Origin of the sequence: Salmonella sp. K21076 (genome assembly GCF_039650795.1) — a bacterium.
Taxonomy (GTDB): domain Bacteria; phylum Pseudomonadota; class Gammaproteobacteria; order Enterobacterales; family Enterobacteriaceae; genus Salmonella; species Salmonella enterica.
In genome coordinates this window covers 165,736-188,841 of record NZ_JBCLYA010000009.1, presented here as the reverse complement: position 1 = coordinate 188,841, position 23,106 = coordinate 165,736, and the positions used below count along the sequence as shown (strand labels likewise).

Sequence of the window (23,106 nt, the reverse complement as noted above, 5' to 3'; positions counted from 1 at the left end):
CTTACCGGCTATCAGCCGCCGGTGACGGCGGAAGAGGCGCCTGGCACCATAATTTCCGTAGCGATAATGACGATCAACAGACCGACGATGACCGGAACGGACGTGCGCTTCACCACTTCAAACGGTGATATTTTAGCCATCCCGGCGACAGCGACCACGACGCCGGAGACCGGCGAAATCGTGCGCCCCAGGTTTGAGGCTTGCAGCATTGGGATGGATAAATAGGCTGGGTTGATACCGGAGGAGTGCGCCAGTTTAGGGATCATCTCAACAAAGGCGTAAAAAGGCGCATTGCCTGAACCGGTGGTCATCGCGGCCAGCATGGTTAAAATCACTAAGACCAGCATCAGAATAATGCTGGCGGACCCAAAAGAAGTGGCAATCGAGATCAGACTTTGGATAAAGCCAATGGTGCTCAGCCCCTGGGCGAAAACGCCCGCCGCGACCAGCAGCATCACAACGCCGGCAAACGCATCCGCCATGCCGCGATAAGCCACTTCCAGGCCGGAAAACACATTTTGCGTGTTGAAGCCGCGCACGAATTCCAGCACGGCGGCCAGCAGCATACAGATGACCAGAATGGTAATAATGTGCAACTGCGGCCCCCATTTACCGTCAAAAATCAGTACGCCGATAATGGGCGTGAACGGCAAAAGGGCATAAAACGCCGGGGCCGTGGTGGTAATCTCCGCCACGTCCAGCATCTCATGTGAAATGTTCTCTTTTTTATCCAGATAGCGTTGCCAGAAAAAATGCGCAATCGCCATACCGATAATGGCGGCGATGGAAATCGGCAGCGTGGTTTTGAACGCGAAATCGATTAACGGCATCTCCGCCGCTTTTGCGGCTAAAACCACATCGCCAGACGTTGGCGAGAGGATGATGGCGGCCGGCGAAGCGCAAATAGCCGCCGCCGCGCCGCGGCTAATGCCGACGTTGACCATCACCGGGAAGAGAGTAGCCATGAGCAGTACGCCAAGCCCCGTCGCGGAAGAGACGGCCAGCGACATCAGGCAGGCGACAAAATAGGCGGCAATCATCAACAGGTAGGGCGAGTTTATATACTGTAAAGGTTTCGACGCCAGCTTCACGACCATATCATTTGCGCCGATATGCGTCATATAGGCGGCAAAGCCGCACAGCATCATGATCATCATGCCAAGATCGCCGCCGCGACTCATAAGCAAAATTTTGATGTATTCAACAATATCTGTTGCGGTATAGCCGGTACTGGTTTCGCTGGCAGGTAATACCTTATGCCCCATCAGCGCGCTGATAATAAGCAGAACCAGACCGCCGACAAATAAAACGCCAGTGGCGGAATATCCCTTAATGATGTAGCGTGCTACACCCACAATAACGACGACTCCGATAAGGAGCTCTATAACTGTTAGCATTGTTTCCCCTGTCTTATCGACACCCAGAGTAAAAATAAGAACCACAAAAGTGGTATAAAAATGTACCGAATAAAGGATGGCGCCTTACTGATTAAAATCACGGCGCGGTTATTTTTTCATGTCATCACTAAAGATGAAATATGTTTATACAAATTTTCTGTAGCGCTATAAGTATTAATTTATTGTTATTTTATTGTTTTATTTGTTGTGCTTTGTTTTGTGTTTTTTGTGAAAGCTTATTAAGGAGCGCGTGACGGTTCTGAGTGCTAAATCAAACGCCGTTAACCCGATACTCTCTCAGATTATTCTCTGTTTATAGTTTGTTAAGATTTTATTCAGGTTAATGTTGTTATTATCACAGTCGAATTTTTGAACGGTATGTATGTTGCGATGATCATCAGAAAGTATTTTCTTATTATTGCTCTCCTTGTTATGCCATGGCTGGCTATTCCTTCAGTCTCTGCGGCGGATAAAGGGTGGTTTAACACGTTTACCGATAACGTCGCAGAAACGTGGCGACAGCCTGAGTATTATGATTTGTATGTCCCCGCCATTACCTGGCATGCGCGCTTTGCCTACGATAAAGAGAAAACGGATCGCTATAACGAACGGCCGTGGGGCGTTGGTTTTGGTCAGTCGCGCTGGGACGATAAAGGCAACTGGCATGGCCTCTATATGATGGCCTTTAAAGATTCATTTAACAAATGGGAACCCATAGGCGGTTATGGCTGGGAAAAAACCTGGCGACCGCTGGAAGACGATAATTTTCGTCTGGGACTGGGCTTTACCGCAGGCGTTACCGCGCGCGACAACTGGAATTATATTCCCATCCCTGTGCTGTTGCCTTTAGCGTCGATAGGCTATGGTCCCGCTACCTTTCAGATGACCTACATTCCGGGTTCGTATAACAACGGAAACGTCTATTTTGCCTGGATGCGTTTCCAGTTTTGACGGAGAAGGGCATTGTTCTGTTGTGAATTAAAAAGCCTTAAAAAACAATAAGTAGATAGGGTTAGCTAAAAATTAACGCGATATTTATCACTTTTTCGCAAAGTTCGACTGGACAAAATGCATCACAATTGTTGTACTGGTATCCGATACAGCATTTGTGTCTATTTTTCATGTAAAGGTAATTTTGATGTCTAAGATTAAAGGTAACGTTAAGTGGTTTAATGAATCCAAAGGATTCGGTTTCATTACTCCGGAAGATGGCAGCAAAGACGTGTTTGTACACTTCTCTGCAATCCAGACCAATGGTTTTAAAACTCTGGCTGAAGGTCAGCGCGTAGAGTTCGAAATCACTAACGGTGCCAAAGGCCCTTCCGCTGCAAACGTAACTGCTCTGTAAGCATACGTCCGACAGCAAGATTTCAAAACCCGCCCTTTCGGCGGGTTTTTTTTGCGCTTAACGCGCTGCGGCGGCGGAAAATAGCCAGAATGCCAGCGCCGTCATGGCAAACGAACCCAACAGGTTAATCAGCACATTCAGCAGCGCCCAGCCAAAGCGCCCCTCTTGCAGCAAGAATACCACTTCGGCAGAAAAAGTAGAAAAGGTCGTCAGGCCGCCGCAAAAGCCGGTCGTAATGAGCACTTTCCACATCGGATCGATATGTGTCATGCGGTTAAACCAGGCGAACCCCATGCCGATAATAAACGCGCCAAGTAAATTTGCTGTTAGCGTACCGATGGGAATCGCCTGATGAAGCGGATTAAAACGCATACTGAGCATCCACCGGGCTACGCTCCCCGTTCCACCGCCAATAAAAACTGCTAAAAGAAGCTGTAACACTGCCGAATCCTTTATTTAATTGCTATACAAGAGGAGTGTAACGCCGAACACGCATAATTGGCGAGTCCTGACAGAGGTGTGGGAGGGGATATGTTCGTTGCAGCCGGGCAGTTTGTGGTGAGTTCTGTATGGGAAGAGAATGTGCAAGTTTGCGTTTCGTTAATGGCTCAGGCGGCGGGCCGCGGCGTATCGCTTCTGGTGTTGCCTGAGGGGATATTAGCGCGAGATGACATCGACCTTGACCTGCCGATTCGCGCCGCGCAGCCGCTGGATGGCGCGTTTATGACGCGGCTTCTGGAAGAAAGCGCTCATAATAATATGACGACGATATTCACTATCCTTGTCCCGTCAACGCCTGGACGGGCGGTTAATATGCTGGTGGCGCTACGGGCGGGTCACATTGTCGCGCGTTACGCGAAGCTGCATCTCTATGATGCGTTTTCGATGCAAGAATCCCAAAGTATTGATGCCGGAACCGTTATCGCGCCTGTGCTGGACGTGGAGGGGGTTAAGGTGGGTCTTATGACCTGTTATGACCTGCGCTTTCCGGATATGGCGTTAGCGCTGGCTTTACAGGGGGCTGACGTATTGGCGCTGCCGACGGGCTGGGTTCGCGGCCCGTTGAAAGAGCAGCAGTGGTCGACGCTGCTGGCGGCGAGAGCGCTGGATACCACCTGCTATATGATTGCGGCCGGGGAGTGTGGTAATCGTAATATTGGTCAAAGTCGTATTATCGACCGTTGGGGGTAACGATAGCCGCGGCAGCCGATCGTCCGGCGCTGATCGTCGCGGAAATATTCAGAGAACGAATAGACCAGGTGCGGGAGCAACTTCCTCTTTTGCAGCAACGACGATTTGCGCCACCGCAATTATTATGATGTTTTTTACGCAAAGCTTGATTCACCTTGTTACAGATTGCTATTGTGTGCGCGCGTCGAAAGACCGTTAATATTCTCAGGTTAATCCGGCGCGTTACGCAGCCTGTTTTTAGTGAAGAAGGTATCTATGGGTGAGATTAGTATTACCAAACTGCTGGTGGTTGCCGCACTGGTTGTTCTGCTGTTTGGTACCAAGAAGTTACGTACGCTGGGCGGAGACTTGGGCACGGCGATTAAAGGATTCAAGAAAGCAATGAACGATGAAGACGCGGGCGTTAAGAAAGACGTCGACGGTAGCGTTCAGGCTGAAAAACTCTCGCATAAAGAGTAATAGCGCAATGCGCTTGCTCCGCAGAGTAAAAAAACCGGCGAGTTGCCGGTTTTTTTTTGCCTGAAATGTAAGCGTCTATTACACGATCATTTCACTTCCATGCCTTTGGCCTGGAGATCAGCATGGTACGAAGAACGTACAAAGGGGCCACAGGCGGCATGGGTAAAGCCCATCGCCAGGGCTTCTGCTTTCATCTCGTCAAACTCTTCCGGGCTGACATAACGCTGTACCGGCAGGTGATGGCGGCTTGGCTGTAGATACTGACCAAGCGTCAGCATGGTAACGCCGTGACGGCGTAAGTCGCGCATAACCTCAATGATTTCCGCATTGGTTTCGCCTAAGCCCACCATCAGACCCGATTTTGTCGGAATTTCCGGGTGCGCTTCTTTGAAGCGTTCCAGTAATTTCAGCGACCAGTTGTAATCGGCGCCCGGACGAACCTGGCGGTAAATACGCGGCACGTTTTCCAGGTTGTGGTTAAACACATCCGGCGGCGTCGCGTTAAGAATATCCAGCGCGCGATCCATACGTCCACGGAAGTCTGGCACCAGGGTCTCTATTTTTATCTCCGGGCTTTTGGCGCGGATGGCGGTGATGCAGTCAGCAAAGTGCTGGGCGCCGCCGTCACGCAGATCGTCACGGTCGACAGAGGTGATGACCACATAGCGTAGCGCCATGTCGGCGATCGTTTGCGCCAGTTTCTGCGGCTCTTCCGCATCCGGCGCAACGGGGCGGCCATGGGCGACATCACAGAACGGACAGCGGCGAGTGCAAATGGCGCCAAGGATCATAAACGTAGCGGTACCGTGGTTGAAACATTCAGCCAGGTTTGGGCAAGACGCTTCCTCACAGACAGAATGCAGGCCATTTTTGCGCATTGCGGCTTTGATGCCTTGGATACGGGTAGAATCCGCCGGAAGTTTTATTTTCATCCATTCCGGTTTACGTAGTAGAGCGTCGCGCTCTGTGACCACATTTTTAACCGGGATAAGAGCCATCTTATCGGCATCGCGGTATTTTACACCGCGTTCCATCACAATGGGTTTACTCATAGCGTGCGTGTTCCAGTTGCGAATAACGAAGGAAAGCGTTTCAATTCAAGGGAAAGTTGTATTTATCAACTATTTTTGAATTTGTGACACGCAGTATATCATTGATAAGGGCCATAAAGCAGCCTGACAGCCCGGCAAAATGTAAAATAGTTGTTGTTTTGTGCTGTTTGCCCATATCTTCCGTGACCTGAATGCAACATTTTTGTCAGAACGCCTCACGGATGATATCAATGACGTTCTCCAGCACCGGATCGCGCAGACTCAGTTTATTGTAATGCAGCGAGAACTCGACCTGTTCACTATTCACCGGCGCGTAGGGAAGGCGTTCAAGCGGCCAGCAACGGCTAAATAAGTCGTAGAAGCGGGTGGGCATCAGTCCCAGCAGATCGCTGCTGGCGATCAGCGAGGCAATGGTAAAAATATTGTAGCTGCTAAAACTGATTTGCTGATCGGGAAATGTCTCCTGCAGTCGCTGGCGCAGGAGGGAAAGATGTTGTCCCTCCAGCATCAGAAAGGTGTGATCCGCGCTGTTCAGTCTCTCTTCAGTAATGGCGTTCGCCAGACACGGGTGATGCTGGCGGCAGACAATCTCAAGCGTATCGCTAAACAGGACGTGATGCTGGATGCTCCGGTTGTTATAGCTATGGGTATTGATAATGAGATCGGTCTGAAACTGACTAAGCTGGCTTTCGGCATCGTCTACCGGAATGTTGCGCAGCAAAAGCTGAGGATAACGCGGCCTGATGGCCTGGTAAATAATCGGCATCACTAGCGCGCCGACCGAAGGTGTCGTGCCAATTGTAATGGTGCGTTGCTTATCATAGCTGCCCGTAAGATCCAGGGCGCCAAGAATAGATTCCAGCCCCTGGCTGATGTATTCGTGCAGATGCGTAGCATACGTCGTGGGCGTTACGCCCTGGCCTTTGCGAATAAACAGCGGATCGGGAAATATAGTCCGTAATTTTTGAATGGACTGGCTGATGGCTGACGGCGTCAGGTTAAGAATTTTCGCTGCATTGACGATCCCTTTATGGACATATACGGCCTCGAAAATCGTCAACAGATTGAGGTCAATATTTCTCAGTGTTCTGAAAATTTGCGGTTTGTCTTGTAGGTGTTGATCGGCCGGTTGTCTTTCTGCCTGATTATTATCACTCACGCTCTGGCTCCGAATTCATTCGTATTATGAATAATAGATTAAATAGTATATTTTGCATTTATGAGTTGGTTTTAAAATTACTCTTATGAATGTATTTTTAGTCATTTCAATAAGATAAGTAACAGCAAGGCCGGGATTTTGTTCACGGAAAATTCCTCATCATGAGGACTGAAGAGGCCATGCCGCCTGGCGGCTACAGCAGGGATATAACGAAAATATAGAAAGCGGGGGGAGAAGTAAAGCATTCAAATCATATATGATTAATGACCCATAAATTTCTTGGGCCATTATATTTTACGCATTAAGTAGCAATATATTCATACGGTGGATTATTTAGCAGAGCTAAAATATTCGCCAGCAAGCGGGGCGCAATATTATCTGTGGTAGCGTCTTCCTTCCACTGCGTTATTTTAGCCATTTCCATGCCGGCATAACCACACGGGTTGATGCGTAGGAAAGGAGAAAGATCCATGTTAACGTTTAGCGCTAAACCGTGGAATGAGCAGCCGCGACGGATACGTAAACCCAGCGAGCAGATTTTCTTTTCACCCACGTAGACGCCCGGCGCATCGGCGCGCGGATGCGCCTCAATACCCATTTCAGCCAGCGTATTCACCACGGTCTGTTCAAGTAGGGTGACTAAATCACGCACGCCCAGTTTACGTCGTTTCAGGTTAAGTAAAACGTACATTACCTGTTGGCCCGGACCATGATAGGTCACCTGTCCTCCACGATCGCTCTGCACAACGGGAATATCGCCAGGCATCAATATATGTTCCGCTTTACCGGCCTGGCCCTGGGTAAACACCGGGTAATGCTCAACCAACCAGATTTCATCATGGCTGTTTTCATCGCGCATATCGGTAAAGTTATGCATGGCCTGAGAGATAGCTTCATAGGGCTGAAGGCCGAGCTGGCGGACAAGGATTTTATCCTGATACAAAACGGCATCTCCGTAGAGAATGAAAAAAGAGAGGAAAGTATATCACAGCGGGGGAGGCGGGGAGTTACCCGGATAAGACCGGGTAACCGTCTGGATGTATTACAATACCATTCGCACGATATCAATATTACCCAGTTCTTCGTACAACGTTTCAACCTGTTCAATATGGGTGGCATTAATGGTGATAGAGACCGAGTGGTAGTTGCCTTTGCTGCTCGGTTTTACCGTCGGAGAGTAATCACCAGGCGCATGGCGCTGTACCACTTCAACCACCTGATCAACCAGCTCAGGTAACGCCTGCCCCATTACTTTGTAAGTAAATGGCGTAGGGAATTCAAGCAGTTCGTTAAGTTTGGTTTTCATGTCAGCTCCGGCATTACGTAAAAAAATAACAACTCCCGCCACAGGGCGGGAGTTTTACTGATGCATAGTATATGGGGACGAAAATCACACTTTCAAGCGTTCAATTTTTATCCAAACCAGTGATGGAACATTAATTTAATGTAATCAATGATTTTACCGAAGAAGTTCCCTTCCGGGATCTCTTGCAGTACGACCAGCGGACGCTGCTCGATGGTTTTACCGTCCAGCTGGAAGTTGATGGTGCCGACCACCTGGTTTTTCTGCAGCGGCGCGTGCAGTTCTGCGGTATTCAGTACATAGCTCGCTTTCAAATCTTTCATGCGACCGCGAGGGATCGTCAGGTAAACGTCTTTATCGACGCCCAGCGAGGCGCGATCGGTATTACCAAACCAGGCGGGTTCAGAGGCGAACTCTTTACCAGCCTTCAGCGGATTAACGGTTTCAAAGAAACGGAAGCCCCACGTCAGCAGTTTTTTGCTTTCTGTTTCACGGCCTTTATAGGTCCGTCCGCCCATTACGGCGGAAATCAATCGCATCTGGCCTTCGGTTGCGGAAGCGACCAGATTATAGCCCGCTTTGCTGGTATGGCCGGTTTTGATGCCGTCCACATTCAGGCTGTTATCCCACAGCAGACCGTTACGGTTTAACTGGCGAATGCCGTTAAAGGTGAACTCTTTTTCTTTATAAACGGCATATTCGTTCGGCACATCTCGAATTAACGCCTGGCCAATCAGCGCCATATCGCGAGCTGAACTGTATTGTCCGTCGGCGTCCAGGCCGTGTACGGTCTGGAAGTGGGTATTTTTCAGCCCCAACGCGTTCACATAGCTGTTCATCAGCCCGACGAAAGCATCCTGGCTACCGGCGGCGAAATCAGCCATCGCCACACAGGCGTCATTGCCGGATTGCAGATTGATGCCGCGTATCAACTGAGAGACCGGTACCTGCATTCCCGGTTTGAGGAACATCAGCGAAGAGCCTTTAAATACCGGATTGCCGGTGGCCCAGGCGTCATTACCGACGGTAACCAGGTCGGTTTCTTTAAATTTACCCGCTTTCATTGCCTGTCCGATGACGTAACTGGTCATCATCTTCGTCAGACTAGCCGGGTCGCGACGTTCGTCGGCGTTTTGTTCCGCCAGAACTTTGCCGGAGTTGTAGTCGATCAGGATGTAGGATTCCGCATCGATCTGCGGAACACCCGGGATCATAGTTTTGATATTCAGGTCATCGGCATGTGCGGTTGAGATAAACGTGGCACAAAGCGCCGTGGTGAGCGCCATGCGCTGCATAAAACGAGCGGAAAAAGTGGTCTTCATGGTCTGAACTACGACGTCCGTGATGAAATTAAAAAAGAGCCCTACTATAGCAAAAGCATAACTGGCAGGCATCTGACTTTCCGCGTGACTTTGTTAATGTCATTTACAGAAATTGACAGTACAGATACCTGCAATCGGTTACTGCGCGCTGGCGATAAAGGACTGTAATTGTGCTTCTGTTTGCAAACGTTGCTGTAACGCGCTGGCTTCGGCTTTACTGGCAAAAGGCCCCAGTTGAATACGCCAGACCGCGCCGTTTTGTATTACGCGTCCTGGTACGCTGAACTGCTGGCTTAAACGCTGTTGGTACTGCTGCGCACGCGTTTGATCGCTGACGGCGCCGACTTGGACGACGAAACGACCGCTCGCCGCGGCGGCAGGCGCGCTCACCGGGGCAGATACCGGGGCTGCGGCGGCAGGCGCGCTCACCGGCGTCGCAGTCGCTGGAGCCGTCACCGGCGCGGAAACCGGCGCTGTCTGTGGCGCCGGCGTCGGTTCATTACCCTCCAGCACGCCAGGCGCCAGCGTGGTCGGCGCGCCGAGGAAGCCGCTGCTGCTCACCGGCGCACCGGTGGTATCGTCACTTTTCAACGTGGAATTACTGACCGGAAGAACGTCGCCTTGCGGTTGCGCAGGCGCTGAAGAGGCGCTTCCCATGCCGCCGCTTAAATCAGGGCGCGGGGGCAGAGCGTAGGTCTGTTTCGCCACCGTCGTACAGGCCATCCCCGGGCCGGAGAGCGAACCATCCGGCGCCACGATAATGGGGTCAATCCGTACTTTAGTATTATTCGAGGTATTCAGACGATCCGCCGCTGCGCGGGACAGGGAGATGACCCGATCGGTGCCATAGAGGCCGCGATCGTTAATACGCACGACGATCATGCGACCGTTGGCCAGGTTGGTGATTCGCGCATAGCTGGGGATAGGCAGTGTCGGATGGGCGGCGGTAAGCTGCATCGGATCGAACATCTCCCCGGAGGCGGTTAAATTACTGCCGGGTTCCGCATCATAAATAGCGGCCAGGCCAGCCTGGCTAAAGCGGGACGGGTCCTGAACGATTTTATAACTTTTACCGTCACGCTGATAATCCTGGTTTGCGGTCGGATTCAGAGGTTCATAACGCGGTTCCGCTCCGCTGATTTCCACAGTCGGACCATTACATACCGCAGGTTGCGGCGCGACGGTGGTTTGCTGCTGACCGCCGTCATTAGTACATGCCGCGAGTAGTACTATCCCTGCCGCGACGCAGATTACAGGCAACTGCTTATGCATTGCGCACCCCTTATACGCTTTTCGACAACATTTTTCTGTGGGTGTGGATCGACATCACAATCCCGAACCCGGCCATCAGCACAATCAGTGCGGAGCCCCCGTAGCTGACCAAGGGTAAAGGTACTCCAACCACAGGCAGAATACCGCTCACCATACCAATATTTACGAAGACATAAACGAATAATATTAACATTAATCCGCCAGCCATCACGCGACCAAATGTAGTTTGCGCTCTGGCGGCAATCCACAGACCGCGCATTATTAGCAAAATATAGAGCGCGAGCAGAATCAGGATGCCCACCAGACCGAGCTCTTCCGCCAGTACCGCGAAAATAAAGTCGGTATGGCGTTCGGGTAAAAACTCCAGCTGCGACTGGGTGCCGTGGAGCCAGCCTTTACCGCGCAGGCCGCCTGAGCCAATGGCGATTTTAGACTGAATAATATGATAGCCCGCGCCCAGCGGATCGGTCTCCGGATCAAGGAGCATCATGACGCGCTGGCGTTGGTAATCGTGCATCAGGAAAAACCACAAAATAGGAATAAATGCAGCGATCAATACAATGGCGACCCCAATTAAGCGCCAGCTCAGGCCAGACAAAAATAGGACAAAGAGACCGGAAAGGGCGACCAGAATAGACGTCCCCAGGTCCGGCTGGGCGGCGACCAGCAGGGTAGGCATAAAGATTAATACCAGGGCGATGGCGGTATTTTTCAGCGAGGGCGGGCAGACGTCGCGGTTAATAAAGCGGGCGACCATCAGCGGCACGGCGATTTTGGCTATTTCCGAAGGCTGAAAGCGAACGATTCCCAGATCGAGCCAGCGCTGCGCGCCCTTGGATATTGCGCCGAAGGCATCAACGGCGACCAGCAGAATGATACAAATGATATAGAGATAGGGCGCCCAGCCTTCATACACGCGCGGCGGGATCTGCGCCATCACCACCATAACCACCAGCCCCATCGCAATCTGACCGATTTTACGCTCCATCATGCCGATGTCCTGGCCGCTGGCGCTCCAGATGACCAACGCGCTATAAACCAGTAACGCCAGCAGAATGAGTAGCATCGTGGGATCGATATGAATTTTATCCCAGAAGGTTTTTTTGTTCGGATTATCCGTCATGATTATTGGTCCTCCGCCGCTGCAACCACCGGGTTTTCCGCAGGCAAATGGGTGTTGTTGTCGCCCAGCATGATGTGATCAAGGATTTGGCGCATGATCGTGCCTACTGCCGGGCCTGCGCCGCCGTTTTCAAGGATGATCGCGACGGCGACCTGGGGATTGTTATACGGCGCAAAGGCGGTCATTAATTTATGGTCGCGCAGGCGCTCGGCGATTTTATGCGCATTGTACGTTTCGTTGGCCTTCAGGCCAAAGACCTGCGCGGTGCCCGACTTCGCCGCGATTTTATAGGGCGCGCTGGCAAAATATTTATGCGCCGTGCCGTTAGGGCGGTTGGCGACGCCATACATGCCATCTTTCGCAATTTCCCAGTAGCCGGAGTGAATATCGCCCACCGGTGGCTCATGCGGCTGTACCCACGGCACCTGTTTACCGTTTTCCGCGGTGCTCATTAACAGATGCGGGACTTTAACTACACCGTCGTTAATAAGGATCATCAGCGCCTTACTCATCTGAATCGGCGTTGCCGTCCAGTAGCCCTGGCCGATGCCCACCGGAATCGTATCGCCCTGATACCACGGTTTTTTAAAGCGTTTCTGTTTCCACTCGCGGGTCGGCATATTACCAGAGCGCTCTTCTGCGAGATCAATTCCGGTATAGTGACCATAGCTGAACTTACCCATCCATTCTGACAGGCGATCGATCCCCATGTCATAGGCCACCTGATAGAAGAAGGTATCTGCCGACTCTTCAAGGGATTTGGTGATATTCAGATGCCCGTGGCCCCATTTTTTCCAGTCGCGGTAGCGTTTCTCAGACCCCGGCAACTGCCACCAGCCAGGGTCGAAAAGACTGGTGTTACGGGTGATGACGCCAGCGCTTAACGCCGATACGGCGACGTAAGGCTTAACGGTAGAAGCGGGTGGGTAGACACCCTGAGTCGCGCGGTTCACTAATGGCGTGTTCGGGTCGTTAAGCAGCCCGGAGTAATCTTTGCTGGAGATGCCGTCCACGAAAAGGTTAGGGTCGTAACTTGGCATGGAGACCAGCGATAGCACGCCGCCGGTACGCGGATCGGTGACAATCACCGCCGCGCGACTGCCTGCCAGCAGCGTTTCAATATACTGCTGGAGCTTGAGATCCAGCGTCAGGTAGATATCGTGTCCGGCCTGCGGCGGCACCTCTTTAAGCTGGCGAATAACGCGGCCGCGGTTGTTGACTTCAACCTCTTCATAACCGGTTTGCCCATGCAGAATATCTTCATAGTAGCGCTCAATGCCCAGCTTGCCGATGTCATGGGTGGCGGCGTAGTTCGCCAGTTTGTTTTCTCTGTCGAGACGCTCGACGTCTTTATCATTGATTTTCGATACGTAGCCGATAACGTGGGTCAGCGCCGATCCGTATGGATAATAGCGGCGTTTATAGCCTTTGACTTCGACGCCCGGAAAACGGTACTGGTTGACAGCAAAGCGCGCGACCTGAACTTCCGTCAGGTTTGTTTTCACCGGAATAGAAGTAAAGCGATGGGATCGGGCGCGCTCTTTTTTAAAGGCGGCGATATCGTCGTCGTTTAAATCGACCACACTGCGTAGTGCATCCAGCGTTTGCTGAACGTTATCCACCTTTTCCGGCATCATTTCAATCTGATAGATAGTGCGGTTCAGCGCAAGGGGAATGCCGTTGCGGTCGTAGATTATCCCGCGGCTTGGCGCAATTGGCACCAGCTTGATACGGTTTTCGTTCGAGCGGGTCTGGTAATCGGTAAAACGGAGAATTTGCAGATTATACAAATTGGCGATCAGTACGCCGGTCAGCAGCAAAATACCCAAAAAGGCGACCAGCGCCCGACGCACAAACAGTGCGGACTCAGCCGTATAGTCACGAAAAGAATTTTGTCGTTTCATCCGCTGCTTAATCTTCTCAAGACTTCACGATCACTCACGGTGATAAGGGTGGTTGGTTGTGATGCTCCACGCCCGGTACAAACTCTCCGCGACCAGAACCCGAACCAGCGGGTGAGGGAGCGTTAACGCCGAGAGCGACCAGCTCTGTTCCGCTGCCGCTTTGCAGGCGGGAGATAATCCTTCCGGGCCGCCAATCAGCAAACTGACGTCGCGCCCGTCCTGTTTCCAGCGCTCCAGCTCATTGGCTAACTGCGGCGTATCCCACGGCTTGCCTGGAATATCCAGGGTAACAATGCGATTCTTACCGGCGGCGGCCAGCATCTGCTCGCCCTCTTTGTCGAGAATGCGTTTGATATCCGCGTTCTTGCCGCGTTTGCCCGCAGGGATTTCGATCAGCTCAAAGGGCATATCTTTCGGAAAACGACGCAGATATTCCGTAAATCCCGTTTGAACCCAGTCGGGCATCTTCGTGCCGACAGCGACAAGTTGCAGCTTCACGCATTAACTCCAGAGTTTTTCCAGTTCATACAGGCGGCGACTTTCTTCCTGCATGACATGCACAATCACATCGCCCAGATCGACGACAATCCAGTCAGCCGCATTTTCGCCTTCGACGCCCAACGGCAGCATACCGGCCGCGCGCGACGACTGCACCACGTGGTCGGCAATAGACATAACGTGACGGCTGGAGGTGCCGGTACAAATAATCATACAGTCGGTGATACTGGATTTACCCTGAACATCTAAGGCGATGATGTCCTGACCTTTCAGGTCATCAATTTTATCGATAACAAAATCCTGGAGTGCTTTACCCTGCAAGTTTTCCCCCTGGGTGAATAATTGCGTTATAACGATAGAAAAAAGGCCAACAGGCTGGACCGGTAAGGCGTTGCGAGTTAACGCTAACCTTCCGGCGGGACGCCGTGTAGTATACCTGAATCAGCGGCGATACCGGGACTTATGTCGCCGGATCGGCGTTTAAAACCAGATTATCATCCCATCCCACGTCACAGAAAGCATCGCCATTTTTGTAAAACAATTTCTGCAAAGCTCTGCAAGGTGAAAAAAGCCTGGCTGCGGAGAATAACAGCCTGTCGGGGGCTGTCAATGGGCGAAACCGCTGCGGCGAGAAAAAACGGAAAATTCATCACTCAGGCCGCCAGACGGCACGACTATTTAATACTTTCAGGGTGGCGAACCCTTCGCATATGTCGATTGTGCTCCAGCATCCCTGTTCTACCCGGAAATGCCATAGCGAGGCGGCGGGCATTGCGAGCAGGCGGGCAATCAACAGGCTGAGTACGCCCTGATGGCTGACGATCAGCAGGTTCTGGCAATCGCTGAACGCGCCGAGTCGCGAGATAAAGCGCTCTACGCGCCGGGTAAAAGCCTGAAAACCCTCGCCATTGGTCGGAACCGCATTCTGCCAGTCCGTACACCAGGCGGCATAGCTTTCGGCATCTTCATGGGTGAGGTCGCGGTGATGGCGCATTTCCCAGTCGCCGAAGTACATCTCATTAAGCTCAGGTAAGATGTGTTGCGGCGTATCCCGGCCCTCCAGTACGAGCCGGGCGGTATGGCGCGCGCGCTCCAGCTCGCTGCATAACACCCTGTCAAATGGCGCGTGGCGCAATAAAGTATGTAGCGTTTTCGCCTGGCCAATCCCTTTTTCCGTTAACGGCGTGGGAGCATGTCCGCTATACAACCCGGCGACATTGGCCTCGGTTTCGCCATGACGCACCAGCCACAATCGCATGGTATTCCTCATGAGGTTAAATGCGCAAAACATGATAATGCCCCTGATTGCGCAACGTTTTTTTCACTAAAATAGCGTTTTTTGGCCGGAGGCATAATGGCGTTATTCAACAGCGCGCATGGCGGTAATATTCGGGAAGCCGCGACGGTGTTGGGCATCTCGCCTGACCAGTTACTGGATTTTAGCGCAAACATTAATCCGCTGGGTATGCCTGTCAGCGTGAAACGCGCGCTTATCGACAATCTGGACTGCATTGAGCGCTACCCGGACGCCGATTATTTTCATTTGCACCAGGCGCTGGCGCGTCATCACCAGGTGCCGGCATCGTGGATACTGGCGGGAAATGGCGAGACGGAGTCAATCTTTACCGTGGCGAGCGGTCTTAAACCGCGTCGTGCAATAATTGTCACGCCAGGTTTCGCGGAGTATGGCCGGGCGCTGGCGCAAATTGGCTGTGAAATTCGTCGCTGGTCTCTACGCGAAGCGGATGGCTGGCAGCTTACCGATGCCATTCTTGAGGCGTTGACGCCCGATCTGGACTGCCTGTTTCTGTGTACGCCCAATAATCCTACCGGCCTGCTGCCGGAGCGGCAGTTATTACAGGCCATTGCCGATCGCTGCAAATCGCTGAACATTAACCTGATCCTGGATGAAGCGTTTATCGATTTTATTCCGCATGAGACGGGCTTTATTCCTGCTCTTAAAGATAATCCGCATATCTGGGTGCTGCGTTCGCTGACCAAATTTTATGCCATTCCCGGCCTGCGGTTGGGATATCTCGTCAATAGCGATGACGCGGCGGTGGCGCGGATGCGTCGCCAACAAATGCCGTGGTCGGTTAACGCGCTGGCGGCGCTGGCCGGTGAGGTAGCGTTACAGGATAGTGCCTGGCAACAGGCGACCTGGCATTGGTTACGGGAGGAGGGCGCCCGGTTTTATCAGGCGCTTTGTCAGCTTCCCCTGCTGACGGTTTATCCCGGGCGGGCAAACTATCTGTTGTTACGCTGTGAGCGAGAGGATATTGATCTGCAGCGACGGTTGCTGACGCAGCGGATTTTAATCCGTAGCTGCGCTAACTACCCGGGGCTGGACAGCCGCTATTATCGTGTGGCGATACGCAGCGCTGCGCAAAACGAGCGTCTGCTGGCGGCGCTACGCAATGTGCTTACCGGTATAACCCCTGCTGATTGATGTAGTTCAGCACGTTTTCCGGCAACAGATCGTCGCAGGATTCGCCTTTTTCCAGCCGTTCGCGGATGAGGGTTGCGGAGATATTAAGCCATGGCGTTTCCGCCAGGTAAATTTTACCGGCTGGCAACTGGTGCAGATCGTCTGGCGTATGGGTCAGATGCTGTTCCAGCCACTGCTGGTGTTGCGCCTGCGTCATTTCAAGGGGGTAGCCGGGACGACGACAAACGATCAGGTGAGTGTTATCAAGGATGGTGTCGTAATCATGCCAGGTGGGGAAGTTAAGCAGCGAGTCCTGGCCGATAATAAACGCCAGCGGCGCTTCGGGGCCCTGTTCTTCGCGCCATGCTTTCAACGTTTGCGCAGTGTAAGAGGGCGCGTTTCGCTGTAGCTCGCGTTCACCCAGCGTAAAAAGCGGCTTATCGGCGATAGCCAGCTCCAGCATATATTTACGCTGCGCGCTGGAGGCTTCCGGCTGGGGGCGATGCGGCGGCACATTGTTAGGCATAATAATCACCCGCGATAAGCCGATCAGATTCGCCAACGTTTCAACAGGTTTAAGATGTCCATAATGCACCGGATCAAAGGTGCCGCCGAATAAAGCCTGTAACGATTTCATATCACCCATCAATAAATACGTCTGCCAGCGCCTTATGGCAGAGCAGGAGCGACAGCCCTTCAAGATCTGCCCATACCGACTGACCATAATCCTGTTTGAGCGTAATTTCTGTACGCGTCAGTAACTGCACGGCCTGGCGAAGCTGTGCAGGATGGAGACGCTGCAACGCGTCGCCGATCATGGGGCGACGGTTTTGCCAGACCCGGTGTTTATCAAACAGCGCGCGTAACGGCGTATGCGCGGACTGACGTTTGAGATTTACCAGTAGCAGCAGCTCTCGCTGGAGGGTCCGCAGCAGAATAACCGGTTCGCTGCCTTCAAGGCGTAGCTGTTGCAGGATATGCAGCGCGCGTTTGCTTTTCCCCATCAGTAACGCATCCACCCAGTGGAAAGGGGTAAAGTGGGCGGCGTCATTGACGGCCTGCTCCACGCGAGGAAGCGTTAACTTACCGTCAGGCCAAAGCAGCGACAGCCGTTCCAGCGCCTGCGCCAGCGCCAACAGATTGCCCTCATAGCAATAGCACAGCAGTTGGTTCGCGGCGTCATCCAGTTGCAAATTCTGTGCTTTCGCTCTGGCGGCCACCCAGCGGGGAAGCTGCGCCTGCTCCGGCGTCTGACAACTGACCTGAACGCTACGATCTGCCAGCGCGGTATACCAGGCGGCGTTTTCCTGCGCTTTGGTGAGCTTGTTTCCGCGTACTATTAATAACAGGTCGTCATGCAGTAGCTCGCTCAGGGTGGCGAGTTGCTCATTCATTGCCGCGTTAGGCCCGTTTTCCGGCAGTTGCAGCACCAGCGTTTGGCGGCTGGCGAACAGGCTCATCGCCTGGCAGAGTGAGAAAAGCGATCCCCAGTCGGTACTGGGATCGAGAGTAAAAGCGTGGTGCTCTTCGAAGCCTTGCGACGCAGCCGCCAGACGAATAGCGTCCTGACTTTCCTGCAGCAGCAGCGGATCGTTGCCCAATAATAGATATGCCGCACGCAGCCCTTCGTTGAGCTGCGCGCGGAGTTGTTCAGGATACAACCTGATCATTAGTTACTCAGCGTAGTGGAGACGCGTGCTGGCGTAGAGGCGGGCGCCGCCGTCTCATTGTCGGCGGTAGCCTCCTCTTTCGTCGCCTGAATATCCGCCGCGCGGACGCTGGCCAGCTTACGAATCAGCTGTTCAGCGGCTTTGTCGTACATCTCCTGAACGATCATGGCCTGCTCGTTATCCTTCGCCAACGCCATCTGCGGGTTATCGAAGAACGAACGGTACACTTTCGTGCTGATAGGATAGATGTCATGGCCCGGAATCAATACCGAGGCATTGACGGTCATCACTATCTGATATTCCGCCGTCTGGCCGTCCTGGAACACTGACGCCGTATCCTGCGAAATAGTCACCGTTCCAAGCCGCAGAGACGGAACGTCTTTGCGCGTTGTGTCTTTATCAAGCAGGTTTACGTTATTCAGCCGTAACTGATTACGTACCGCACGACTTAGCGGACCGTTCGGATCGCCGGAATCGAGGATCATCGTTTTCATTGAAGCCGGAACCTGCGTAGTGCTACGCAGATGCCAGCCGCATCCGGCGGTGACCAGCACCGCCAGAGATAACAACAGTGTTACCAGATATCGCACGCTTCCTCCCGCGCTTAGCCAACAACCAGATTGAGGAGTTTACCCGGAACGTAAATCACTTTACGCACGGTAACGCCATCAAGATATTTTGCCACCAGATGTTCCTGGCCTGCACGTTCACGCACCTGTTCTTCGGTGGCATCCACCGCAACGGTGATCTTACCGCGAACTTTACCGTTAACCTGCACGACAACCAGCGTGGTGTTTTCCACCATTGCCTGCTCGTCGGCAACCGGCCACGGCGCGTTGTCGATATCGCCTTCGCCACCCAGTTCCTGCCACAAGGTAAAGCAGACGTGCGGGGTGAACGGGTTAAGCATACGCACGACGGCCTGCAGCGCTTCCTGAAGCAGTGCGCGGTCTTGTTCGCCTTCCTGCGGGGCTTTCGCCAGTTTGTTCATCAACTCCATGATCGCCGCAATGGCGGTGTTGAACGTCTGACGGCGGCCGATATCATCGGTCACTTTGGCAATGGTTTTATGCACATCGCGACGCAGCGCTTTTTGATCTTCGCTCAGCGCATCGACGTTCAGCGCCGCGACAGGACCTTTAGCGGTGTGTTCGTAAACCAGCTTCCAGACGCGTTTAATAAAGCGGTTTGCGCCTTCTACGCCGGACTCCTGCCATTCCAGAGTCATATCCGCCGGAGAAGCGAACATCATAAACAGGCGTACCGTATCCGCGCCATAACGTTCAACCATTACCTGCGGGTCGATACCGTTATTTTTCGACTTGGACATTTTACTCATGCCAGTGTAGACCAGCTCATGACCCGCTGCGTCTTTTGCTTTGACGATGCGGCCTTTTTCATCGCGCTCGACGATAGCGTCAACTGGCGAAACCCAGTTACGCTCGCCGTTCTCGCCGACATAATAGAACGCATCCGCCAGTACCATGCCCTGGCACAGCAACTGTTTAGCCGGCTCGTCAGAGGTGACCATGCCCGCATCGCGCATCAGCTTATGGAAGAAGCGGAAGTAGAGCAGGTGCATGATGGCATGTTCAATACCGCCGATGTAGATGTCGACTGGCAGCCAGTAGTTTGCCGCTTTCGAATCCAGCATTCCTTCCTGATACTGCGGGCAGGTGTAACGCGCGTAGTACCATGACGATTCCATAAAGGTGTCGAAGGTGTCGGTTTCACGCAGCGCCGGCATACCGTTAACGGTGGTTTTCGCCCACTCAGGATCGGCCTTGATCGGGCTGGTGATGCCGTCCATGACGACGTCTTCCGGCAAAATAACCGGCAGTTGATCTTCCGGCGTCGGCAGCACGGTGCCGTCTTCCAGGGTGACCATCGGGATCGGCGCGCCCCAGTAACGCTGACGGGAAACGCCCCAGTCACGCAGACGGTAGTTCACTTTACGTTCGCCGACGCCTTTTTCCGCCAGTTTATCGGCAATGGCGTTAAACGCCGCTTCAAAGGCCAGACCGTCGAACTCACCGGAGTTAAACAGCACGCCTTTTTCGGTCAGCGCCTGTTCGGAAAGATCCGGCTCGGAACCGTCAGCGGCCAGAATCACCGGCTTGATGGTCAAACCGTATTTGGAGGCAAATTCGTAGTCGCGCTGATCGTGACCCGGAACGGCCATCACCGCGCCAGTGCCGTACTCCATCAGGACAAAGTTTGCCGCCCAGACCGGGATCTCTTCGCCAGTTAACGGATGAATCGCTTTATAGCCGGTGTCGACGCCTTTTTTCTCCATGGTCGCCATTTCGGCTTCGGCCACTTTGGTGTTACGGCATTCGTCGATGAACGCCGCCAGCTCGGCGTTGTTCGCCGCCGCTTTTTGCGCCAGCGGATGACCGGCGGCCACTGCCAGGTAGGTGGCGCCCATAAAGGTATCCGGACGGGTGGTATAGACGGTCAGCGTGTTATCGTAACCCTTCACATCGAAGGTGATTTCCACGCCTTCAGAGCGGCCAATCCAGTTGCGCTGCATCGTTTTTACGGTATCAGGCCAGTGGTCCAGCTTATCCAGATCGCGCAACAGCTCGTCTGCGTAAGCGGTGATTTTGATAAACCACTGTGGGATCTCTTTACGCTCAACTTTGGTGTCGCAACGCCAGCAGCAGCCGTCGATCACCTGTTCGTTGGCGAGAACGGTCTGATCGTTCGGGCACCAGTTAACGGCAGAAGTCTTCTTGTACACCAGGCCTTTTTTATACAGCTCGGTGAAGAATTTCTGTTCCCAACGGTAGTATTCCGGGGTGCAGGTCGCGATTTCACGGCTCCAGTCATAGCCAAAACCCAGCGTTTTGAGCTGGTTTTTCATGTACGCGATGTTGTCGTACGTCCACGGCGCCGGCGCGGTGTTGTTCTTCACCGCCGCGCCTTCCGCCGGCAGGCCGAAGGCGTCCCAGCCGATTGGCTGCAGCACGTTTTTGCCCAGCATATGCTGGTAGCGGGCAACCACGTCGCCGATGGTGTAGTTACGTACGTGGCCCATGTGTAGTCGGCCAGAAGGATAGGGAAGCATCGACAGGCAGTAATACTTCTCTTTGCTCTCGTCTTCGGTCACTTCAAATGTGCGCTTCTCATCCCAGTGAAGCTGTACTTTGGATTCTATCTCTTCCGGGCGGTATTGCTCTTGCATGGCAGCCAGTAGTCCTGTTTTCGATACAGCTACAAATGTAGCTTTAGAGGTGGTGTTTAGATCCGCATAGCATAGCCCAAACACGCACGTCAAAACAGGGGGTAGAACATTTGTCGCGCTAGGCGTTCATGAGGAGGTGACGCAAAATGCGACACGACTGAGGCAAATTACCGCAGTTCCTGTCACCGCCAGATCGGCCTGTAAAAATAAAGTCATATAAACCATGCAGTTAAAAAATGGCACGCCTTTTGATTAGGGAAGACAGGACTAAAGCAAAGGAGTTAATCGTGAAAAAAAATGCAGTGGTGATTCACCCTCAGGATTGCGTCGCGACGGCTATTACGGCGCTCAAGGCCGGCGAAACCGCCACAATGTTCATTGGCGAACGCGAGATAAGCGTTGTGTTACATCAGGATGTGCCATTTGGCCACAAATTCGCCATCTGCGATGTGCCTTTTCATGGCGAAGTTTATAAATATGGCGAATCCATTGGCCGCGCCACTCAGGAAATAAAAAGTGGCGACTATGTGCACGTCCACAATGTGGAAAGCGAACGCGGACGTGGTGACTGGAAATAATATAAAACAAGGGAAAATGATTATGAGCAATGAGACTTTTTTGGGTTTCCGACGCCCTGACGGCCGTTTTGGCATCCGTAATTATGTACTGATTTTACCTACCAGCGTTTGTGCGAATAAAGTTGCCCAGGATATTGCCCGGCAGGTAAAAGGTGCGACATGGGTGAATAACGATTTTGGCTGCTGCCAGGTGGCAGGCGATGCGCGTCTGACGGAAAAGACATTGATTAATGTGGCGAATAATCCCAACGTCGGCGCTATTGTGGTTGTGGGCTTAGGCTGTGAAGGCGCGGAGCCGCTGCGCATCGCAGAAGAGATTACCGCATTTGGCAAACCGACCTCCTGCATTACCATTCAGGAAGAGGGCGGCACGCTTAAATGTCAGGCCAGGGGGATTTCGCTGGCCCGCGACTATGCGCAACAACTCTCCATGCAAAAACCGCAGCAAGCACCGGTTAGCGAGCTGCTGCTGGCGATGGAGTGCGGCGGGTCAGATACGACATCGGGGCTGGCGTCTAACCCTTCCTGCGGGGTCGCCTCGGATAAGCTGATACGCTGCGGCGGAAGCTCAATTCTTTCTGAAACGACGGAATTTATTGGCGCCGAGCATGTGATGGCGAAACGCGCGGTGACGCCGGAGGTTGGTCAACAGCTCATTGATTTAGTGGTCGGCTGTGAGGCGCGAGCAAAAGCGCTGGGCGAGGATATTCGCGGGGGACAGCCGACGCCGGGCAGTATTAAAGGCGGGCTGACTACCATTGAAGAAAAATCGTTAGGTTGTATGCATAAAGCGGGTCATGCGCCGCTACAGGGCGTACTGGAATATGCCGATAGTCCAACGCATCCGGGCCTGTGGATTATGGATACCCCAGGGCAGGATATTGAATCTATTTCCGGCATGGTGGCGGGTGGAGCGCAGATCGTTATTTTTACTACCGGTCGCGGAACGCCTGCCGGTAACCCAATAGCGCCGGTAATAAAAATTACGGGTAATAAAGCAACGTGGGAAATGATGCAGGACAATATTGATATTGATGTGTCCGCCATTATGTCTGGCGAGGCTTCTATTACGCAAATGGGCGAGGAAATTTATCAGGAAATTTTACGCGTCGCGAATGGGAAAACGACTAAATCAGAAGATTTAGGTCATAACGAATTCTCTATTTATAAGATCGCGCCGACGTTCTGATACCAAATCGGGCAGCACAAGCTGTC

At 52.8% G+C, this 23,106-nt stretch carries 23 protein-coding genes and 1 pseudogene; 7 read left to right on the top strand and 17 right to left on the bottom strand.

Going from position 1 to position 23,106, the window contains the following annotated elements; all coding sequences use genetic code 11:
* Positions 1-11: 11 nt before the first annotated feature.
* Entirely contained in the window at positions 12-1,397 is a 1,386-nt protein-coding gene (gene dcuC, locus AAYN39_RS05225; protein WP_000958619.1) for an anaerobic C4-dicarboxylate transporter DcuC, read from the bottom strand.
* A 378-nt stretch (positions 1,398-1,775) separates the two neighbouring features.
* Between dcuC and pagP the strand changes: the two genes are divergently transcribed.
* Together pagP and cspE are read left to right on the top strand one after the other, a co-directional pair.
* Positions 1,776-2,348 carry a lipid IV(A) palmitoyltransferase PagP gene (gene pagP, locus AAYN39_RS05220; RefSeq protein ID WP_001784638.1) on the top strand — a complete coding sequence of 191 codons (573 nt, stop codon included), beginning with the start codon at positions 1,776-1,778 and terminating at the stop codon, positions 2,346-2,348.
* 187 nt (positions 2,349-2,535) lie between these two features.
* Positions 2,536-2,745 carry a transcription antiterminator/RNA stability regulator CspE gene (cspE, locus tag AAYN39_RS05215; RefSeq protein ID WP_000034826.1) on the top strand — a complete coding sequence of 70 codons (210 nt, stop codon included), beginning with the start codon at positions 2,536-2,538 and terminating at the stop codon, positions 2,743-2,745.
* Positions 2,746-2,802: 57 nt separating this feature from the next.
* Here the strand turns inward: cspE and crcB are convergent, their stop codons facing one another.
* Entirely contained in the window at positions 2,803-3,186 is a 384-nt protein-coding gene (gene crcB / locus AAYN39_RS05210; RefSeq protein ID WP_000939753.1) for a fluoride efflux transporter CrcB, read from the bottom strand.
* Positions 3,187-3,276: 90 nt separating this feature from the next.
* Here crcB and AAYN39_RS05205 point away from each other — a divergent pair.
* Both AAYN39_RS05205 and tatE read left to right on the top strand, forming a co-directional pair.
* Positions 3,277-4,064, top strand: a pseudogene (locus AAYN39_RS05205) (deaminated glutathione amidase).
* A 127-nt stretch (positions 4,065-4,191) separates the two neighbouring features.
* Positions 4,192-4,395, top strand: a complete 204-nt coding sequence (tatE, locus tag AAYN39_RS05200) for a twin-arginine translocase subunit TatE (RefSeq protein ID WP_000503938.1) — start codon at positions 4,192-4,194, stop codon at positions 4,393-4,395.
* Positions 4,396-4,481: 86 nt separating this feature from the next.
* Here the strand turns inward: tatE and lipA are convergent, their stop codons facing one another.
* The 11 genes from lipA to AAYN39_RS05145 form a co-directional block, all read right to left on the bottom strand.
* Positions 4,482-5,447 (bottom strand): lipoyl synthase, encoded by a 966-nt coding sequence (lipA, locus tag AAYN39_RS05195; RefSeq protein ID WP_000042640.1) that lies wholly within the window; start codon positions 5,445-5,447, stop codon positions 4,482-4,484.
* A 205-nt stretch (positions 5,448-5,652) separates the two neighbouring features.
* Entirely contained in the window at positions 5,653-6,606 is a 954-nt protein-coding gene (locus AAYN39_RS05190) for a YbeF family transcriptional regulator (protein WP_001282817.1), read from the bottom strand.
* 301 nt (positions 6,607-6,907) lie between these two features.
* Positions 6,908-7,549: a lipoyl(octanoyl) transferase LipB gene (lipB, locus tag AAYN39_RS05185; RefSeq protein WP_000284017.1), complete on the bottom strand. Its 642-nt coding sequence runs from the start codon at positions 7,547-7,549 to the stop codon at positions 6,908-6,910.
* A 99-nt stretch (positions 7,550-7,648) separates the two neighbouring features.
* Positions 7,649-7,912: a DUF493 family protein YbeD gene (gene ybeD / locus AAYN39_RS05180; protein WP_000850547.1), complete on the bottom strand. Its 264-nt coding sequence runs from the start codon at positions 7,910-7,912 to the stop codon at positions 7,649-7,651.
* Positions 7,913-8,019: 107 nt separating this feature from the next.
* Positions 8,020-9,231: a D-alanyl-D-alanine carboxypeptidase DacA gene (dacA, locus tag AAYN39_RS05175; protein WP_000858714.1), complete on the bottom strand. Its 1,212-nt coding sequence runs from the start codon at positions 9,229-9,231 to the stop codon at positions 8,020-8,022.
* Between the two features lie 138 nt (positions 9,232-9,369).
* A complete protein-coding gene (rlpA, locus tag AAYN39_RS05170; RefSeq protein ID WP_000549517.1) occupies positions 9,370-10,503 on the bottom strand; it encodes an endolytic peptidoglycan transglycosylase RlpA in 1,134 nt (377 codons plus the stop codon).
* A gap of 10 nt (positions 10,504-10,513) precedes the next feature.
* Positions 10,514-11,626: a peptidoglycan glycosyltransferase MrdB gene (mrdB, locus tag AAYN39_RS05165; RefSeq protein ID WP_000131713.1), complete on the bottom strand. Its 1,113-nt coding sequence runs from the start codon at positions 11,624-11,626 to the stop codon at positions 10,514-10,516.
* Positions 11,627-11,628: 2 nt separating this feature from the next.
* The gene (gene mrdA / locus AAYN39_RS05160; RefSeq protein WP_000828701.1) at positions 11,629-13,530 is read right to left on the bottom strand and encodes a peptidoglycan DD-transpeptidase MrdA; all 1,902 of its coding nucleotides are present in this window, start codon (positions 13,528-13,530) and stop codon (positions 11,629-11,631) included.
* A gap of 30 nt (positions 13,531-13,560) precedes the next feature.
* Positions 13,561-14,028, bottom strand: a complete 468-nt coding sequence (gene rlmH / locus AAYN39_RS05155; protein ID WP_000776107.1) for a 23S rRNA (pseudouridine(1915)-N(3))-methyltransferase RlmH — start codon at positions 14,026-14,028, stop codon at positions 13,561-13,563.
* 3 nt (positions 14,029-14,031) lie between these two features.
* Positions 14,032-14,349: a ribosome silencing factor gene (rsfS, locus tag AAYN39_RS05150; protein ID WP_001161670.1), complete on the bottom strand. Its 318-nt coding sequence runs from the start codon at positions 14,347-14,349 to the stop codon at positions 14,032-14,034.
* 328 nt (positions 14,350-14,677) lie between these two features.
* The gene (locus AAYN39_RS05145) at positions 14,678-15,286 is read right to left on the bottom strand and encodes an adenosylcobalamin/alpha-ribazole phosphatase (RefSeq protein ID WP_001241919.1); all 609 of its coding nucleotides are present in this window, start codon (positions 15,284-15,286) and stop codon (positions 14,678-14,680) included.
* A 96-nt stretch (positions 15,287-15,382) separates the two neighbouring features.
* On the opposite strand from AAYN39_RS05145, the gene cobD reads away from it, so the two are divergent.
* Complete coding sequence (gene cobD, locus AAYN39_RS05140; RefSeq protein WP_001173241.1) at positions 15,383-16,477, top strand: threonine-phosphate decarboxylase CobD; 1,095 nt, start codon at positions 15,383-15,385, stop codon at positions 16,475-16,477.
* On the opposite strand, the gene nadD is transcribed toward cobD, so the two are convergent.
* Genes nadD through leuS form a run of 4 tightly spaced genes read right to left on the bottom strand, consistent with a single transcriptional unit; the run spans position 16,452 to position 21,313 of the window.
* On the bottom strand, positions 16,452-17,093 hold the full coding sequence (gene nadD / locus AAYN39_RS05135) for a nicotinate-nucleotide adenylyltransferase (protein ID WP_010989126.1): 642 nt from the start codon (positions 17,091-17,093) through the stop codon (positions 16,452-16,454). The genes cobD and nadD overlap by 26 nt on opposite strands.
* 1 nt (position 17,094) lies before the next feature.
* Positions 17,095-18,126 carry a DNA polymerase III subunit delta gene (holA, locus tag AAYN39_RS05130; protein ID WP_000620491.1) on the bottom strand — a complete coding sequence of 344 codons (1,032 nt, stop codon included), beginning with the start codon at positions 18,124-18,126 and terminating at the stop codon, positions 17,095-17,097.
* The gene (gene lptE / locus AAYN39_RS05125; RefSeq protein WP_001269948.1) at positions 18,126-18,716 is read right to left on the bottom strand and encodes an LPS assembly lipoprotein LptE; all 591 of its coding nucleotides are present in this window, start codon (positions 18,714-18,716) and stop codon (positions 18,126-18,128) included. The genes holA and lptE overlap by 1 nt, the downstream gene beginning before the upstream one ends.
* Before the next feature lie 14 nt (positions 18,717-18,730).
* Complete coding sequence (gene leuS / locus AAYN39_RS05120) at positions 18,731-21,313, bottom strand: leucine--tRNA ligase (protein ID WP_001157907.1); 2,583 nt, start codon at positions 21,311-21,313, stop codon at positions 18,731-18,733.
* A gap of 236 nt (positions 21,314-21,549) precedes the next feature.
* Between leuS and AAYN39_RS05115 the strand changes: the two genes are divergently transcribed.
* Together AAYN39_RS05115 and AAYN39_RS05110 are read left to right on the top strand one after the other, a co-directional pair.
* The gene (locus AAYN39_RS05115) at positions 21,550-21,891 is read left to right on the top strand and encodes a UxaA family hydrolase (RefSeq protein ID WP_001574029.1); all 342 of its coding nucleotides are present in this window, start codon (positions 21,550-21,552) and stop codon (positions 21,889-21,891) included.
* A 16-nt stretch (positions 21,892-21,907) separates the two neighbouring features.
* On the top strand, positions 21,908-23,080 hold the full coding sequence (locus AAYN39_RS05110) for a UxaA family hydrolase (RefSeq protein ID WP_001775656.1): 1,173 nt from the start codon (positions 21,908-21,910) through the stop codon (positions 23,078-23,080).
* The last annotated feature ends 26 nt before the right edge of the window (positions 23,081-23,106 follow it).